Origin of the sequence: Erysipelothrix piscisicarius (assembly GCF_003931795.1) — a bacterium.
In the GTDB taxonomy this organism is placed as follows: domain Bacteria; phylum Bacillota_I; class Bacilli_A; order Erysipelotrichales; family Erysipelotrichaceae; genus Erysipelothrix; species Erysipelothrix piscisicarius.
This window is the reverse complement of sequence record NZ_CP034234.1, coordinates 444,155-460,878: the sequence shown is the minus strand read 5'-3', so window position 1 is coordinate 460,878 and position 16,724 is coordinate 444,155. Positions and strand designations below refer to the sequence as shown.

Here is a 16,724-nt window from a genome sequence, read left to right as displayed (position 1 = left end):
ATTAAGCAATTACTTTTTGTGCTTTTAGTACTTCTTCAATTGTAGCGATTGCATCATCTTGATCTTCGCCTTCAGCTGAAATAACGATTTCTGACTGAGTTGGAATTCCTAATGACATAACGCCCATGATTGATTTCATGTTTACAGCTTTACCTTTGTAGCTGATTTTGATTTCACTCTTGAATTTGCTTGCTGCATTTACTGCTACGGTTGCAGGACGTGCATGCAATCCAACAGGATCAATAACTGTTACTGTAATCTCTTTCATAAGTATAACCTCCTACTTTTCATTTCAATTTTATACTATTTGAAAGATTAATACAATGATTAGTCTTTTTTTACTTGTGATATGGATGATTTTTTGAAATCATAAAAAAACGGTACACTTGTTCGTACAACATGAGTCGTACAAGTTGGTGCGGAAATGTAAGGTTTGAAATCTTCCATCGATAGTTCGCACGATCTCGAATCGCTTGGTTCACACCATGAGAACCTCCGATGATAAAGATGATTGGTTTTCCCATATCAATCAGGTCAATTATTTTCTCACTCATTGATACAGAATCCAAATCTTTACCCTTTAAGTCCATAAGAATCACGTAATCACGATCATCAATTTTTTCCATAATACGCTGACATTCATCTTCGATGATGCTTGTAATATCTGTTTTATTGGAATTCGTAAGTTCAACCATCTCAACGGCATGAATGGGTTTAAGACGTTTTTCAAACTCTTGGATCAGTGCTTGCATTGGTTTCTCTTTTATTTTTCCAATTGCGATTATTTTAATCACTGCAATGTTACCTCTACCTCATGTGTTGCGCCATTTCGATTTATGGTGAGTTTAACAGCATCGCCCACTTTATGTGTATAAAGTTCGCGTCTAAATTCTCGATAACTCGAAATAGCTTTGTCATTAATGTGAGTTAAGATGTCACCCTCTTTAATATCTGCTTTTCGGGCTGGGCCATTTTGTGTTAATTCCGCAATAAAGACGCCGGCACTTACATCCGCAGGCACTTTATAGTAATTTCTTAGGAATGGATTCATTTCTGAAACGGAAACACCCGAAATTCCGATCACGGGATATTGAACCTTACCTGTTTCTTCAATTTGTTTAATGATTGGAACCACTTCATTGATTGGAATCGAGAATCCCATCCCCTCAACTTGAGCCGAAGAAAGTTTCATTGAATTAATACCAATTAATTCGCCATTCATATTCACAAGGGCACCACCACTATTTCCCGGGTTAATTGCGGCATCTGTTTGCATAACAACCATATCCCAATCTGGATTACGATCACCATTTAAATCTACCGGAACTTTTCGGTCTTTACCCGAAATAACCCCGAACGTTACTGAGTTTGCGAATTCCAAATCGACGGGACTTCCGATTGCAAGTACAAATTCCCCTACTTTAACAACCGATGAATCTCCAAGTTTCATGGGTTTTACGTCCGATTCGGTTTCTACCTGAAGCAATGCGAGATCGGTAAATGGATCTGATCCTAACAATTTCGCTTCGACTTTTTCACCATTAGAGAACTGAACATAAAACTGTTCCCCTTTTTCCGTTACATGATTGTTGGTAATGATATGAATTTTACCACCCTCATTTTTGTATACAACTCCAGATCCACTACCCGCCAGTTGTCCACCTTGAACATTTAAGACACTCACTACTTGGTCGCGAACATTCTCAACGACTTTTGTTGGATCTGTTTCAAATTCTGTGACAACTTTCTCAACAGTTTTTCCATCTTCTGTCTTTTCTGTGACTGTAGGGCGATTGTTTAAATCATACACTTGGTATGTTAAAAATCCATTCCAAGCAAGTAAAATAACTAAAATTCCGATAAATGTGTTTTTAAAGCCTTGGTCTTTTTTCATATTTGATATCCTCCAATTACAATTTCAAATTGTTTAGCGACATTGAATTCAATCCCCTCATTATCAACTAATTCACGAACTGTTGATAGGGCTAAATATTCATCATTAGCTTCCGAACTAAGATGGGCTAGTAAAATTTCCTTTGTTTTTTCCGAAACAACTTTTGATAACAGAACACCCGCTTCTTCATTTGACAAGTGACCTGTATCCGATAAAATACGACGCTTTATGGCATAAGGACGATTGGTTTGCATTAACAATTCAGGATCGTGGTTACTCTCAAGTATGTAGTAATCTGCATCACGAATCAGTTCAAAATCTTGTTCTCGAATATATCCTGTATCAGTAATATAAACAAGTTTTCGATGTCCATCATCCACAATATAGCCAACTGAATCATCCGCATCGTGAGATGTTTTCACGGCTGTAATTACGAATGGTCCAACGTGATAATTTGTATACGGTTCAACTCTGATATGATTGAACACAATATCAGAAGGACAGTAGATTTGATGGTGTGAAAAATGTTTAAGCTGACTTGTATGATCGCTATGATCATGCGTAATCAACACACAATCTACATCATCAAATGTTAGTTCAAGTGATTCAAAACTTTGCTTAAGATAACGCTTGGTGGTTCCACAATCAATCATAATTCGAACCCCTTGCGATTCCACAAGACAGCAATTCCCTTTAGATCCACTTGCAAGCATTGAATATTTCATAAACATCTTCCTTTATCTAACATCCCATAACAGAGCATGGGTCCACCCGCACGCCATGATAACGGAATTCTAAATGAACATGAGGACCATAAGTCGTTCCCGTCATACCCATATAGCCAATATTATCTCCGCGCTTTACAAGATCTCCAACATTAAAGTATGGTCCGGTAGCCATATGTGCATAAAGTGTTGTATAGCCGTTACCATGATCAATTACGATATGGTTTCCCCAGCCACTTCCACAGCCATAATTCCCTTCGAAACAACCACTTACCGTCTCCGAGACAACACCACGGTCAACCGCATAGATTGGACCAAATCCTCCACCATTAAGTACAAAATCTGTTCCATTGTGATTGTAATAACAGGAATTTCCGTATACACAAGAGATATTCGCGTTATCTAAAGGCCAACGATAGTTACCCGATCCAATACGCGGTTCAACTTTAGTTCCATAACGGATTTTTCCACGAATTGGCTCTTTGGTCATTTGAGTCCGAATTTCTTCTGAAGACTTCGGAGCACCATTCACAATAACATCTTCATAAACCACATCTCGTTTACCATTTTGTTCCACAACATCCACAACTTCTTTCCCTTCCGATAATTCCGGGTCCGATTCATAGATGGTCGACTCGGGATAAACAACTTCAGAAGTCATTCGTTCGCGAGTAATTTTAACGGTAAATGGAGAATTAAACTTACTTACTCGAAGTTTTGATCCAACTTCAAGTACTTGGTTTACGTCTTTAATTATATCACTATTTATATATTTTATTTGATTTGCATCCATACCTTTATGCCAAGCAATCCCTGCAATTGTGTCATAAGGCTGAACTTCATAAATTTCAACTTTAGGATTATATCCATAACTTAAAAAGGTTAATACATCACTTTCATTCATAAGAATGTTTTCTTTTGACGTGAGTCCTTTGCTTATTTGAACCGTCTCTTCAACTTCCACATTGACATCGTGAGTTCCATAATCTTTGATACTTTCGATTTTATGGTTGTTTTTCATCGCTTCAAAAGTTTTCTCATCCGTAAAGTTTCGGATAAAGGTATCACGCGCTTTGTTGAAGTCATCAATATTCTTGACATAAATAATCGCACCATTTGAAAACTTCACTTGATTTACTTCAATCGCAAATAATTTTTCATCATAGAGATATTGAAAGATTTCATCATCACGATCTTCATAGCGATTAAAACTTAGCTCTTTAACCAGAATTAGATCATCAATAAACCCTAATTTTGAATCCGGAAATTCCGCTTTATATTCTTCTTCATATACTTTGTCAAACATCTTATTAAGTTTATAGCCATCGCTGATAATCCCCACTAGTTTATTATCGCGATAAAGTTTTGTAACCTCAATCGGTTTGTCGGACTTCCCTTGAGCCGCTTGTGGGAAAATTGATGTAGATGTATCGGTTAATTTGTATAAATCCACAACACTCGCATTCGCACTCACAGTTTCGATTGCATACGCAATAAGTACTGAGACTACAAAAGTTATCAGGATTAATTTCAGTTCTTTATGTTGTTTCATTAAACCAACTCCTTTTGGAAAGCACAAACGACACCGTAATCTCGTTTATACTTCGATTTGATTAAGCCTTAACAGCCAATAACACCACATGCATCAACACGTGTTCCTCCACCTACAATAATTTCGAGGTGAACGTGTGGATAACTTGTTCGACCCGTCATACCAACATAACCAATGTTTTCACCCTTCGCAACCGTTTGCCCTGCTTGGAAATATCCTGGGCTTGCCATATGCGCGTAGAGGGAACGGTATCCGTTACCATGGTCAATAACAATATAATTACCCCATCCACCTGGATCATAGGAGTTTGTAGTTACAACACCACGGTCAATCGCATAAATTGGACCGTATCCACTACCGTGTGTCGAGAAGTCAGTACCCGAGTGATTTGGATAACAACCATATCCACAGAGGACATAGGCATTGTCTAATGGCCAACGCCAAGCTCCACTACCTACTTTTGGTTCAACTTTAGTTCCATAACGAATGACACCACGAACTGGTTTCTTAGTTTCTTTACTTGAAATTTCTTTCGTTGAGATGGATGCACCATTTTCATAAACGTCTTCGTAAATAACATCTCGTGCACCATTTTGTTCCACAACATCCACAACTTCTTTTCCTTCTGCAAGTTCTGGATCAGATTGATATACCGTTTTTTCAGGATAAACGGGTTCCGTCGTCATACGTTGTTTTGTTACGGTAACGGTAAATGGTGAGTCAAACTTACTTACTCGTAGTTCCGAACCGACTTCAAGCACTTGATTTACGTCTTTAATTTTATCAGCATTGATGGACTGAATTTGATTTACGTTCATTCCACTATGGTATGCAATACCTTCTAATGTATCAAACGGCTTAATTTTATACGTTTCAACTTTAGGATTATACCCATAACTAAGGAACGTAAGAATTTCCGTTTCATCTTTTAAAATCTTATCTTTCGTTGCCAGACCCCGCGTTACTTTAACGGTTTCTTTAACTTTTACATCGATGTCCTTCGTTCCATAATCGGTAATCGCTGGAATTTTTTTATTGTTTTTAATGGCATCAAATGTGCTTTCACTGGTAAAGTTCTGGATAAATTTATCGCGCGCCGAATCAAAATCTTCGGAGTTTTTTACGTAGATAATGGCTCCATTTGAAAACGTTACCTTATTTGCTTCAATCGCAAATAAATTTTCTTTATAAAGGTAGTCAAAAATATCATTATCGCGATCTTCATAAATATTAAAACTCATCTCATCGACTTGAATCAAGTCATCAATAAATCCAAGCTTTGAGTCTGGAAATTCTTCTTTATATTCATTTTCATATACTTCATCGAACATTTTTTGTAAGCGTGTTGAATCTTTAATAACGCCGACAAGTTTCTGTTCACGATAAAGTTTTGTAATAACCACTGGATTATCATTTACAGTAACTACTTCTTGAGGAAAAATCGCGGATGACGAATCGATTGCTTCATACGCGGTTTTTATTTCTGTTGCGGAAGTTGGCGACTTGTAAAGGTAACCCAATCCAATCGCAAAAAGAAATGCAACGGATATCATAATGAGGTTTTTATGTTTTTTCATATTACAATCTACCTCCTTCTCCGGCTACTCCATAAAATTTACTGATGGAAGCATTGAACATAAGGGTAATATCTGCCAGTGCACCATTACGGTGTTTCGCCATTTTAAGTAATACTTCTTGTTGTTCTGGTTTTGGCATTTGAGGTGCGTCGTCATCCTCGCCTTCACGATCTTTATAGTAATCTTCTCGATATAAGAACATAACAATATCCGCATCTTGTTCAATTGAACCGGATTCACGTAAATCACTCAATTGAGGAATTTTACTGTCTCGTCGTTCTACTAAACGTGATAACTGAGACAGAGCAATAACTGGACAATCCATCTCACGAGCTAATTGTTTCAGTCCACGGGAAATTTCAGATACTTCTTGTTGACGGGATTCGGTTTTACCGCGTCCTGTAATTAACTGAATATAGTCAATTACAATCATATCGAGATTTCCTTCAGCTTTAAGTTTTCGACACTTCGAAAAGATTTCTGGAACGGTGATTGTTGAGCTATCATCAATAAAAATATTCAGTTTCGATAGAACATTCGCGCCAGCATAAACATTATTGAGTTGTTCATCATTGAGGTTGCCGGTTCGTAAATACTCACTTTTAACGGAAGATTGAGCACTTAACATCCGAGATATCAAATGTGTTGCAGGCATCTCAAGAGAAAAGATTGCCATACCTGCTTTTTCATCTTTGTTGTGACGTGCAGCATTCAATGCCAGGTTCAACGCAAAAGCGGTTTTCCCTACAGAGGGACGCGCCGCCAAGATGATTAGGTCACCCCGTTGTAATCCATTGGTGACATTGTCCAAATGACTGTAATTTGTTTTCAAACCTGTAATACGATCATGATTATCACGAATACGATTTAGATTGTCGATTACTTCTCGTACAACATCACGACTTTGTTGCATCTCAGTCGTTCGACGGACACGCGTTACTTCTAAAATCCTCTGTTCTGCTTCATCAAGGAGTGCGGTAAGTTCTGTTGTAGAGTCAAACCCTTTTTCAGCGATAGACTGCCCAACATCGATAAGACGTCGCATCTGTGCTTTTTCTTGAACTACTTCGATATAATGCTTCACACTTGCTGGTGTCGCACTGTTTTCCGTAAGGGCAAATAAGTATTCAACACCACCTACACTATCAATTTCATGTTGATCTTTTAATCGTGTTATTAAAGTCGTCGCATCTAAAACACGGCCACGTTCAATAATTTCTAACATATGAGAAAATATTCTTTGGTGCTCGGTATTATAAAAGTCATCGACTTGCATGTCATATTCTTCAACAACTGCAACAGACTCTGGAAACACCAATAGTGTTCCTAAAAGTGCCATCTCCGCGTCTTGACTGTAAGGCAATTTACGCATAGTTCCTCCTTTTATTCAGCAATTAGTTTAACATGGATTTCTCCGGTTACATCTCCATACAATGTTGCTTGGATACGGTTCGATCCTAAATGAGTAATTGGACCATTTGGTTTAAATTTACGCTTATCTACTTTGATTTTGTGTTCTTTCTTCAATGCATCCTCTACTTGTTTTGTGGATACAGATCCAAATACACGACCCCCTTCACCCACTTTTACTTTAAATTCTAAAGTGATTTTTTCAAGTTCTTTTGCGAGTTCTTTCGCTTTTTCAATCTCCGCTTGCACTTCTGCAGCATGTTCTTTTTTTTGGTGGTCTAAAATTTCACGACTTTGATCACTTGCCATAACTGCAAGTTTATTGGGTAATAAAAAATTACGTGCATAACCATCGGCTACCTCAACAATATCATTCTTCTTACCTACTTTTTTAACATCTTTTAATAGAATCAACTTCATATTATTCACTTTCCTCTCTTACATTTTCTATAGATTTTTTCAACGATTCCACTACTTCATGAATCGACTGTCCTTTAATTTGAGCCGCGGCACCCGTAAAGTGTCCACCACCACCAAGGCGTTCCATCACAACTTGAACGTTAAGTTCTCCTTTTGAACGCGATGAGATGGCCACAATATCTTCATCAACATAAGCAACCACAAATGAAGCCTCAACCTCTTTAACCGTGAGAATTTCATCAGCCGCTTGTGACATGAGTGGCCGTGGTAATAACTCATCTTTATAGGCCGCAATCACATAGTAATCATCGAAAAATTCACATTTGCTTAATACTTTATTCTTCATTTCAAAACTTTCATATTCATCTCGAAGCATGTTCTCAACTTCCATTAAGTCAGCGCCATATTTTCGTAACTCAGCAGCTGCTTGGAATGTTCGACTTCCACTTCGATTTCTAAATCGATTTGTATCAATCAACATCCCCGTATACATAAAGGTTGCTTCCAACTTTGAAATAACAACATTTCGACGGTGATATGGGAACAACTCAACAATTAGCTCACTTGCAGATGACGCGGAAGATTCAATATATGTTAGTGTTGGTTTAAACTTGAAATCACCCGTACGACGATGATGATCAATCACCACAATCGTTTCTGCTTTATCCACTAAATCTGGAAATTGACATTGTTGTAAGGAATGATGGTCTACCATAATAAGTAATGTATTGGGCCCAATAAGTTCGCGCGCCTTTTCATGTGTTACTAAATTGTGATCCTTCTCAAATTCTTCACGATGCTTTCGAATTCCGCCTGCAAGATTAACCTCAGTGTCCTCTAAATCAATCACAATAGATGCTTCTTTATTGTAAACTGAAACAATTGATGAGACACCCAAGGCACTACCGAAGCAATCAAAATCCATCATGCGGTGTCCTACAATTACGACATTACTGGATTCTAAAATATGTTCACCGAGGTTTTGAGCCATGACCCGTACACGAACCTTACTTCGTTTCTCCACAGCTTCAGTATTTCCACCAAAGTATCGCATTACTTCATTTTTAGTATTAATTGCAACCTGGTCACCACCACGACTCTGTGCCATTTCAAGTGCTTTATTCGACATATCTTCTAAATCTTTAAAATTATCACTGTGTCGTGCAAAAGCCAATGACAAGGTAATGCTTGCGTCAATTTTTGTAGCTTGTTTTCGAATCTCATTCACAATCGAGAATCGTTCACTCTCAAGTCGCTGAAACACTTGCTCATTGAGTACTAAAAGATAACGGTCTGGTCGAATACGACGCACAAACATCTCATGATTATCCGCCCATCGCACAACAGCCTGACGAATGTTTGAATCAATAAAGGCAATCGTTTGTTCTTCTTCGTACTGTGTTGTTTCTTCATAATTATCAAGATGGGCAATTCCCAATACAACTTGGTTATTTTATTAATAATTTCAAGTTCATTCAATTCGGTAACATCTTTAAAGAAAACGATGTTTTTCTGACCCATTGTTGATGCTTCAAAAACATGCGAATCAAAACGAATTGTCATGGTTTCTTGATTTCCTTTTATTATTTTCACAATTGATGGAAAAATATCGGTAACCAATTCTCCCGTTCCGAGAATATTAAGTTCATCAAAAAGTTCACTCATCCACGTTATTGTATTTTGATCATCAAGCGTAATAATCCCCATATTTGCATACTCAAAAGCGTACCGTGCTTCCTGACCTAATACATCCGCAACAGAGATAACACGCTCCTTACGACTTGTAATCGCGGTTGCAAAGATATAAAAGATAATCGCAAAATCAATCACAAGGAAAATGTATTGAACAACATATAAGTATTTATTAATAAAAACATGGAAAAAGAAGAGGACCACCAATTGGGTCAAAGTTAAAATCATTAAACGTGTTTTAAGAGTCTCAAATCGATTTGACATAATAAACCCCCTAGGTTTTCACCCTAAATTTTATCACAAAATAACACTATTTTCTATTGCGATGTAACATCACTAAAATGATGTCCGAACCCGTTTTAATAATAAAGAGCTCCATAGCCATTGTAAACAGAACCATACCGATGGAAATCCCATAAAGCACCCATGAATTGTGAACATTTAGTATTCCTTTCACAGATTGTATGATTTCTTGAAAATCCATACCGAATGCAGGTCCAAAATATCGAATCATTATAAAGTAAAACAATGCAATAACCGCTCCCATAACAAGATAACTCCGCGATGGGGAGGCATTCTTTTTCATACAGTAAACATACGCTAAGCCTACGGCACCATAACCCGCCATCATTAAAACAGTTGAGAAAAGCCCAGACATAATAACCGCCATAATGATACATGAGAGATAGACAACGAAAGCATACGACCACTCACAATACGAACCATAAACAATTAAAGGCAGCGCAAGAAACGTCATAAAAAAACCTGCAGTTATACGATCAAAAAATAAAATAATACCTGTTAAAGCAACAGTCATTGCGCCATAAGTAAGACTCAATGTTTTCTTCATAATAGTATCCTCCATAAAGTAAAAACCTCTCGTTAGAGAGGCTTTTGTATATCTTAGTTATCTGATACGTATGGTAATAAAGCCATTTGACGAGCACGTTTAATAGCTGTTGCTAATGGACGTTGGTATTTAGCTTTTGTACCTGTAACACGTCTAGGAATAATTTTACCATTTGCTGAGATAAAGCGTTTTAGTAATTCCACATCTTTGTAATCGATTGTTTTTACGTTATTTTTTGTAAAATAGCAAACTTTACGACGTGGTCCACGGAATTTTCTGAATGACATAACAAATCTCCTTTCGATTAGAATGGAAGATCGTCACTGGTTATATCGAGAACAGGTTCATCATCCATTGAGAATGATGGTTCAGGATCTGGTTGATATGAAGGTGTATAACTTGATCCACCTTGATTTCCGCCTTGATTCTGATATTGACCTTGGCTTGCGCCTTGTTCTTGACGTTGTGCGCGTGATTCAAGTGACTGAAGTGTATCCACAACTACCTCTTGAACATACACACGTTTGCCAGTAGCATCTTCGTATGATCTCGATTGAATTCGACCTTCTAGCCCTACTAAAGCACCCTTTAGCAAGTAATTCGCCATGAAATCAGCTGTATGATTCCAAGCCACACAGTTAATGAAATCAGTTTCATCTTGTTGACCGAAGCGGCGGTTGCACGCTACAGTAAATGATACGACTGATTTACCTGTTTGTGTTTTACGAAGTTCTGGATCTCGAGTTAAACGACCCACTAATATAGTGCGATTAATCATAAATAATCACCCCTTGTGTTTTTGATTAGATTTCGTCTTGACGTACGATCATGTGACGGATTACATCGTTATTGATACGTGTTAAACGGTTAAATTCATTAACTGCTTCGTCACCTGATGTAAATTGAGTTACTACATAGTAACCTTTTTTGAAGTCTTCAATTTCGTATGCTAGTTCACGTAAACCCCATTCATTAACATCATCAATTGTTGCTCCGTTATCTGTTAAGATAGCGTGTAATTTAGCAATAACTGCTGTACGAGCTTCCTCGTCTAATGTAGGTTTCACGATGTACATTACTTCATATTTGCGCATTTGTACACCTCCTTCTGGTCTATGGCTCTTTCGAGCAAGGATATTTTTTTATATTTTATCCGTTCTTCATTATATCAAACAAAAAGGTCTATGTAAACCTATTCCGTCATCACTAAATAAGTTTCACAGACCTAATGTCCTAATCTTCTTTTTTAAGTATAAATCGCCGATTTCGCGAATCGCCCGCTTCAACTGCAATCTTAACGTCTGAGAATGCGGAGACAACTTCTGAATCATCCATAAACGTTCCACCCGATCGATTTGCTTTCGCATAACAACTCAAAATAAATGAAGTGTGATATGCCTGTGGTGTTTGGGTTTGAATGAAAGAATCCGTATCAACTGTTGACTCAATATAACCATCTACAACTCGGCACATGCGGCTGGTAGGAGGTAACCCGAGTACACATGCTTTTTCAGTTTGCATACGCACAAGAAGTTTATCAATTAAACCTTGACGCAACCATGGACGTACTCCATCATGAATAAAAACAACATCTTCAGAGACGGCTGTTAGACCAATTAGCACACTCTCTTGACGTGTTTTCCCACCTTTAACATAAACAATTTTACCGCTTCCATTCGATTTCACAACACGTGTCATATCGGCAGAACTCGCAACAATTACGACTTGTTTACATTGCGTGTCATGCATAAACACGGAAATTGTCTGACCTAAAACACTTTTAGAGTCATTAAATGAGGCAAGTGCTTTTGCGTAACTTGCACCCTCTGCTGCTTTTTCCAGCGGCAACAATTAATACTGAATAATCCATAAGTCACCTCTTCTTTTTTAGTATTCTAACATATCACACGCTCGGATTAAAGGAATTCGTATTATTTACCAAACGCCTTGATTATAATCTCCACAAATTCATTTAAAGGATCTTCAAAAACTTGATTTTTCCGATAGCACAGAGTTATCGGTGTACGAATATCTGACTTGATATCGTTATAAATATAAAATACATCATCAATGAGAACTTCCGGTAAAAAACCAATTCCTAAATCTTGACTTACCGCAAATAGGATTGCTTCAGAATTCACAGCTTGCCATGTTGCTTGATAAACCAATCCATTTCTTAAAAGCAATTCTTCAAATGCATTCCGAATTGAGCTGCCCGGCTCTCGGAGCAAGACTCGATGTTGAAGTAATGACTCGAGTGTCGAAATATCAAATGGAGTTTTTGAGAAAAATTTTAGTTCATCAGAACCAAGATGGATCGTTTCAAAACCATCGTCTTGCATTGTCCCTTCAATAATGGCAACATCGACTTTATCCTCAACCAACAGTTCAAGGGCATCTTGAGCATTCGCAATCGTTGTTACTGTTTTATTGGTTGAATTCAATGCCTCAAAATCTTTAATAATATCCGGGAGTGTGGTCTTGGCAACCGTAATGCTGGAACCAATTCGTAATGGATTGGACTGATCCAATTTAAAAACATCTGACTCAAACTGATGATACCCTTTTAAAAAATGAGTAACCTGAACGTAAAATTGAGTACCAAACGGTGTTGGTTCGATTCCTCCTGATTTACGCACAAAAAGATTACGTTTTAAAACCGTCTCAAGTTCCTTAATTGCTTGCGATACAGCGGGCTGTGATATGTACAAAATCTCTGTAGCCTTTGTAATTGACTTTAATTCATAAACTGTCTTAAAAATTTTTAATAAACGGATATTCATGCCTTCCTCCATAACGATACGGTTATACCTTTATTCATTCTATCTATTATAATTATCTCTAAGAATTACCTAGAATACAAGCGGAGGTTTTTTATGAAGAAAATTACAAATTTCGAACTATTTTATACATCCTTTTTCTTATCCGCGGTGTCCTTTGGTGGTGGATACATAACCATCCCCATTTTACGTACAAAATATGTGGAAGAGAAACAATTAATCACCGAAGACACATTACAAGACCTAGCGGCGATTGCTCAATCTGCACCGGGTGCCATTTCCGTAAATCTTGCAACGGGTGTGGGCTATAAAATTAACGGTAAAGCTGGAGGCTTCGCCTCATTTATTGGCACCGTCTTGCCACCATTATTTATCATTTCAGTGATTACTTATTCTTATGATTTTTTTATGGGCCAACCCCTTATCCAAGCAATTTTTAAGGGATTAGAGGTTGGTGTTGCTGTCATTATGGTGCGCCTTGTCATCGACATGGTGAAGGATCTATACCAAAGAGATCAAAAATCCGCAATCATGTTTTATGCTACGGGATTAATCCTTTCGCTGGTGTTCAAAATACACATTGTTTTTATTCTTATCCTCAATTTTATGTTTGTATATCTTTTAAACCGATGGGAGCTGCGCCATGTTAGCGTTGATTAAATTGTTTGTAGAATTTTTATATGTAGGATTGTTTAGTTTAGGTGGTGGTTATGCAACCATTCCTTTGATTGAAAATCGAATTATCAATGTCCATGGTTGGATTACCACCCAAGAGTTTATCAATATGATAACCATCTCCCAAATGACACCCGGTCCGTTAACAGTAAACATCTCCACTTTTTTAGGACTAAACATTGCTGGAGTTCCTGGGGCCATGACCGCAACCTTGGGTTGTGTCCTAATCGGCGTCGTATTGACCCTTACTGTGTATCGTTCCTACGTTAATGCGACTCACAAAAAACTTTGGGAAATTATTCTTAAGTCATTACGTATTAGTTCTGCTACACTGATTAGCCTTGCAACGGTAACCATTTTTTCCATGTTAATCCTAAAAGAAAGTCAGTTTAGTGCTTTGACCGTTGTGTCATTTGCAATCGTGCTTGGCTTAAGTTATAAATTTAAGCTTCAAACTACTCATATTCTTATTGTATCGGCTTGTCTTGGTTTACTATGGCTTTTATAAAAAAAGATACTAACGCTGTGTTAGTATCTTTTTTCTCTTATCTTTTTTTCATATGTGGGAACAACAAGACGTCACGAATGCTTGCGCTGTCTGTTAAGAGCATAATGAGGCGGTCTAAACCGATACCGATTCCACCTGTTGGTGGCATTCCGTATTCTAACGCTTCAACATAATCAACATCCATCTCATTCGCTTCTTCGTTTCCAAGTTCACGTTCACTCAATTGACTCTCAAAGCGCTCACGTTGATCGATTGGATCATTAAGCTCGGAGAATGCATTCGCATATTCACGTGCATCAATAAACATCTCAAATCGATCAGTAAAACGAGGATCTTCAGGATTTTTCTTTGCTAATGGTGATACTTCGACAGGATGACTATAAACAAATGTAGGTTGAACGATCTTCTCTTCACAGAATGTTTCAAAGAACTCATTTACAACATGACCAAATGATAATTGATGTTTTGCCATATTAATATTATGTTCTTTCGCAATCGCAACAGCTTCTTCATCTGATGTAACATTCCAAAAATCAATACCAGTTACATCTTTAATTAAGTCAACCATATGTACACGACGGTATGGTCCTTTCAAAGAAAGTTCTGTACCCTGATATACAATTTCAGTGGTTCCTAAAACTTCATGCGCAAGGTATTCAAGCAAACCTTCACTGATATCCATCATGTCATACATATCTGCGTATGCGACATAAGCTTCAATTGTTGTAAATTCTGGGTTATGTTTTGGACTCATTCCTTCATTTCGGAATAAACGACCAATTTCATAAACACCTTCCATACCACCAACGATTAAGCGTTTTAAAGGAAGTTCTGTCGCAATTCTTAAGTAAAATTCCATATCTAATGTATTGTGGTGTGTCACAAAAGGACGTGCAGCTGCACCAGATAAGATTGGTGTTAAAACAGGAGTTTCAACTTCAACCAAACCGCGATCATCGAAAAATTTTCGAATGGAACGCATAATTAACGGACGCAACATGGCAGTCCGGCGTGAGTCTTCGTTCATAATTAAATCTAAATAACGACGACGGTAGCGTTCTTCTTTATCTTGGAGACCATGAAATTTATCAGGTAATGGTCGCAATGCTTTGGTAAGGTGTGTTAATTCACTTGCTTTAACGGATAATTCACCGTGATTAGTACGGAAAATTGTTCCTTCAACACCTAAAATATCCCCTAAATCAAGCTCCTTAAAGTACTCAAATGCTAAGTCTCCAACGGTATCTTTTCGAACGTAAACTTGGATTTGTCCATCACGATCTTGAAGATGCATAAAACCCGCTTTACCCATAACACGTTTCGTCATAACACGACCTGCTATTTTAGTTGTCGCTTCCAATTCTGCGAGTTCTTCTTTTGATTTGCTATCGTAAGCACCAACAATGTCGGATGAGCGTTCTTCAGGTTTAAATCCACTCGCAAAAGGATTAATACCTTGTTCACGCAAAGCCTCCATTTTCTCACGACGAACAATTTCTTGTTCTGTTAATTCATGTCCCATATTATCACTCTTTCTTATGTAAATAATCTGATTCTATCTTATCAAATTCTACCAATGAATTCATCTAATTTAGTGAAACGGCCGTTAAAATCACACATAACAACAATTTATTCTTAATACTATCGCAAGCATCTAACTAATATGAAACAAATTCATCGCTTTTCGTGTTGTATCATACCATAATTTATGGTTTCTGTGTATTCGTATTCCCCAAATTCAAGAAGATACAATCTAGTTCTTCTTGCGTTCGCAAATGATTTCATTTAAATCGTCTTCACTAAATTCATATTTTGAATGACAATAATGGCATTCTAAAACGGCCCCTTTATCTTCCGCAATAAGTTCTTTAAGCTCGTCCGTACTTAAGGTACGTAAGACATCCGCCATCTGTTCTTTATTACATCCGCAATAATATTGCGTATCCGTTGTTTCAAGAATCAAAACATCACTAAATAGGTCTGCACACACTTCAATCGCATCTTTTTCAATCATAAGATTTGATACAGGCGGAAGCTTAGCAAGTGTTTTTTCAATTTCCAAAATATCTTCTTCTGTTGCGGAAGGAAGAACCTGAATTAAAATTGCACCTGCAGATTTAATGGATAGATCTTCATTAACTAAGACACCCACTGAAACCGCTGATGGAATTTGCTCACTCTGTGCATAATAATAAGCAAAGTCATCACCAATTTCACCTGATTGAAGTTCTACTTGAGAACTGAACGCCATTCCATCTAACACATCATGTGTTACACGAAGGGTTCCATTACCGATGGATCCACCAACATCAAGTTTACCAATGCTGTTTACTTTATGTACATAAGGATTTGATACAAGACCTCGCACAAACCCCTTGTTATCTGCATTAACAAAAATATGGCCTAATTCGCCATCACCACGAACTTCAATAACTAATTTCTCATCATCATTTTTTAATGTTGTTACCATGATTGCACCAATACTGAGGGTGCGACCTAGTGCAGCGGATGCAGCCGGATAGGTCCCATGAAGTTCATGTGCTTTTTGCACGAGATTTGTTGTTTTGGCCACAAAAATTCGAACATTGCCATTTAGCGCCATTGCGCGAACGATTTTATCACTCATCATTATCTCCTTTTT

General features: G+C 37.5%; 20 protein-coding genes. 2 read left to right on the top strand and 18 right to left on the bottom strand.

Annotated features, from left to right (window positions below; genetic code table 11):
* Position 1: 1 nt before the first annotated feature.
* The 16 genes from EEI45_RS02275 to EEI45_RS02205 form a co-directional block, all read right to left on the bottom strand.
* A complete protein-coding gene (locus EEI45_RS02275; RefSeq protein WP_003774368.1) occupies positions 2 to 268 on the bottom strand; it encodes a phosphocarrier protein HPr in 267 nt (88 codons plus the stop codon).
* 70 nt (positions 269 to 338) lie between these two features.
* A complete protein-coding gene (locus EEI45_RS02270) occupies positions 339 to 794 on the bottom strand; it encodes a 23S rRNA (pseudouridine(1915)-N(3))-methyltransferase RlmH (RefSeq protein ID WP_125163987.1) in 456 nt (151 codons plus the stop codon).
* Positions 791 to 1,894: a S1C family serine protease gene (locus tag EEI45_RS02265; protein WP_125163986.1), complete on the bottom strand. Its 1,104-nt coding sequence runs from the start codon at positions 1,892 to 1,894 to the stop codon at positions 791 to 793. The genes EEI45_RS02270 and EEI45_RS02265 overlap by 4 nt, the downstream gene beginning before the upstream one ends.
* The gene (locus EEI45_RS02260) at positions 1,891 to 2,619 is read right to left on the bottom strand and encodes an MBL fold metallo-hydrolase (protein WP_125163985.1); all 729 of its coding nucleotides are present in this window, start codon (positions 2,617 to 2,619) and stop codon (positions 1,891 to 1,893) included. Before EEI45_RS02260 ends, EEI45_RS02265 begins: the two co-directional genes overlap by 4 nt.
* Before the next feature lie 16 nt (positions 2,620 to 2,635).
* Positions 2,636 to 4,171, bottom strand: coding sequence for a M23 family metallopeptidase (locus EEI45_RS02255; protein ID WP_125163984.1), 1,536 nt, complete (start codon positions 4,169 to 4,171; stop codon positions 2,636 to 2,638).
* Positions 4,172 to 4,239: 68 nt separating this feature from the next.
* On the bottom strand, positions 4,240 to 5,748 hold the full coding sequence (locus EEI45_RS02250) for a M23 family metallopeptidase (protein ID WP_125163983.1): 1,509 nt from the start codon (positions 5,746 to 5,748) through the stop codon (positions 4,240 to 4,242).
* Between the two features lies 1 nt (position 5,749).
* Positions 5,750 to 7,120 carry a replicative DNA helicase gene (gene dnaB, locus EEI45_RS02245; RefSeq protein WP_125163982.1) on the bottom strand — a complete coding sequence of 457 codons (1,371 nt, stop codon included), beginning with the start codon at positions 7,118 to 7,120 and terminating at the stop codon, positions 5,750 to 5,752.
* 11 nt (positions 7,121 to 7,131) lie between these two features.
* Positions 7,132 to 7,578 (bottom strand): 50S ribosomal protein L9, encoded by a 447-nt coding sequence (gene rplI / locus EEI45_RS02240; protein WP_125163981.1) that lies wholly within the window; start codon positions 7,576 to 7,578, stop codon positions 7,132 to 7,134.
* A 1-nt stretch (position 7,579) separates the two neighbouring features.
* The gene (locus EEI45_RS08900; RefSeq protein WP_456073050.1) at positions 7,580 to 8,947 is read right to left on the bottom strand and encodes a GGDEF domain-containing protein; all 1,368 of its coding nucleotides are present in this window, start codon (positions 8,945 to 8,947) and stop codon (positions 7,580 to 7,582) included.
* On the bottom strand, positions 8,857 to 9,534 hold the full coding sequence (locus EEI45_RS08895; protein ID WP_228410455.1) for a hypothetical protein: 678 nt from the start codon (positions 9,532 to 9,534) through the stop codon (positions 8,857 to 8,859). Before EEI45_RS08895 ends, EEI45_RS08900 begins: the two co-directional genes overlap by 91 nt.
* 46 nt (positions 9,535 to 9,580) lie before the next feature.
* On the bottom strand, positions 9,581 to 10,120 hold the full coding sequence (locus tag EEI45_RS02230) for a DUF2232 domain-containing protein (protein WP_125163980.1): 540 nt from the start codon (positions 10,118 to 10,120) through the stop codon (positions 9,581 to 9,583).
* Positions 10,121 to 10,173: 53 nt separating this feature from the next.
* Positions 10,174 to 10,407, bottom strand: a complete 234-nt coding sequence (rpsR, locus tag EEI45_RS02225) for a 30S ribosomal protein S18 (protein ID WP_003774357.1) — start codon at positions 10,405 to 10,407, stop codon at positions 10,174 to 10,176.
* Positions 10,408 to 10,424: 17 nt separating this feature from the next.
* On the bottom strand, positions 10,425 to 10,898 hold the full coding sequence (ssb, locus tag EEI45_RS02220; RefSeq protein ID WP_125163979.1) for a single-stranded DNA-binding protein: 474 nt from the start codon (positions 10,896 to 10,898) through the stop codon (positions 10,425 to 10,427).
* A gap of 25 nt (positions 10,899 to 10,923) precedes the next feature.
* On the bottom strand, positions 10,924 to 11,214 hold the full coding sequence (gene rpsF, locus EEI45_RS02215) for a 30S ribosomal protein S6 (RefSeq protein WP_018580287.1): 291 nt from the start codon (positions 11,212 to 11,214) through the stop codon (positions 10,924 to 10,926).
* A 139-nt stretch (positions 11,215 to 11,353) separates the two neighbouring features.
* Positions 11,354 to 11,968 (bottom strand): IspD/TarI family cytidylyltransferase, encoded by a 615-nt coding sequence (locus EEI45_RS02210; protein ID WP_228410454.1) that lies wholly within the window; start codon positions 11,966 to 11,968, stop codon positions 11,354 to 11,356.
* 83 nt (positions 11,969 to 12,051) lie between these two features.
* The gene (locus EEI45_RS02205) at positions 12,052 to 12,903 is read right to left on the bottom strand and encodes a LysR family transcriptional regulator (RefSeq protein ID WP_125163978.1); all 852 of its coding nucleotides are present in this window, start codon (positions 12,901 to 12,903) and stop codon (positions 12,052 to 12,054) included.
* A 93-nt stretch (positions 12,904 to 12,996) separates the two neighbouring features.
* Here EEI45_RS02205 and EEI45_RS02200 point away from each other — a divergent pair, with 93 nt between their 5' ends.
* Together EEI45_RS02200 and EEI45_RS02195 are read left to right on the top strand one after the other, a co-directional pair.
* Positions 12,997 to 13,560, top strand: coding sequence for a chromate transporter (locus tag EEI45_RS02200; RefSeq protein ID WP_125163977.1), 564 nt, complete (start codon positions 12,997 to 12,999; stop codon positions 13,558 to 13,560).
* Complete coding sequence (locus EEI45_RS02195; RefSeq protein WP_125163976.1) at positions 13,544 to 14,083, top strand: chromate transporter; 540 nt, start codon at positions 13,544 to 13,546, stop codon at positions 14,081 to 14,083. Before EEI45_RS02200 ends, EEI45_RS02195 begins: the two co-directional genes overlap by 17 nt.
* A gap of 37 nt (positions 14,084 to 14,120) precedes the next feature.
* Here the strand turns inward: EEI45_RS02195 and lysS are convergent, their stop codons facing one another.
* Together lysS and hslO are read right to left on the bottom strand one after the other, a co-directional pair.
* Entirely contained in the window at positions 14,121 to 15,605 is a 1,485-nt protein-coding gene (gene lysS / locus EEI45_RS02190; RefSeq protein WP_125163975.1) for a lysine--tRNA ligase, read from the bottom strand.
* A 231-nt stretch (positions 15,606 to 15,836) separates the two neighbouring features.
* Positions 15,837 to 16,709, bottom strand: a complete 873-nt coding sequence (hslO, locus tag EEI45_RS02185; protein ID WP_125163974.1) for an Hsp33 family molecular chaperone HslO — start codon at positions 16,707 to 16,709, stop codon at positions 15,837 to 15,839.
* Positions 16,710 to 16,724: the final 15 nt, after the last annotated feature.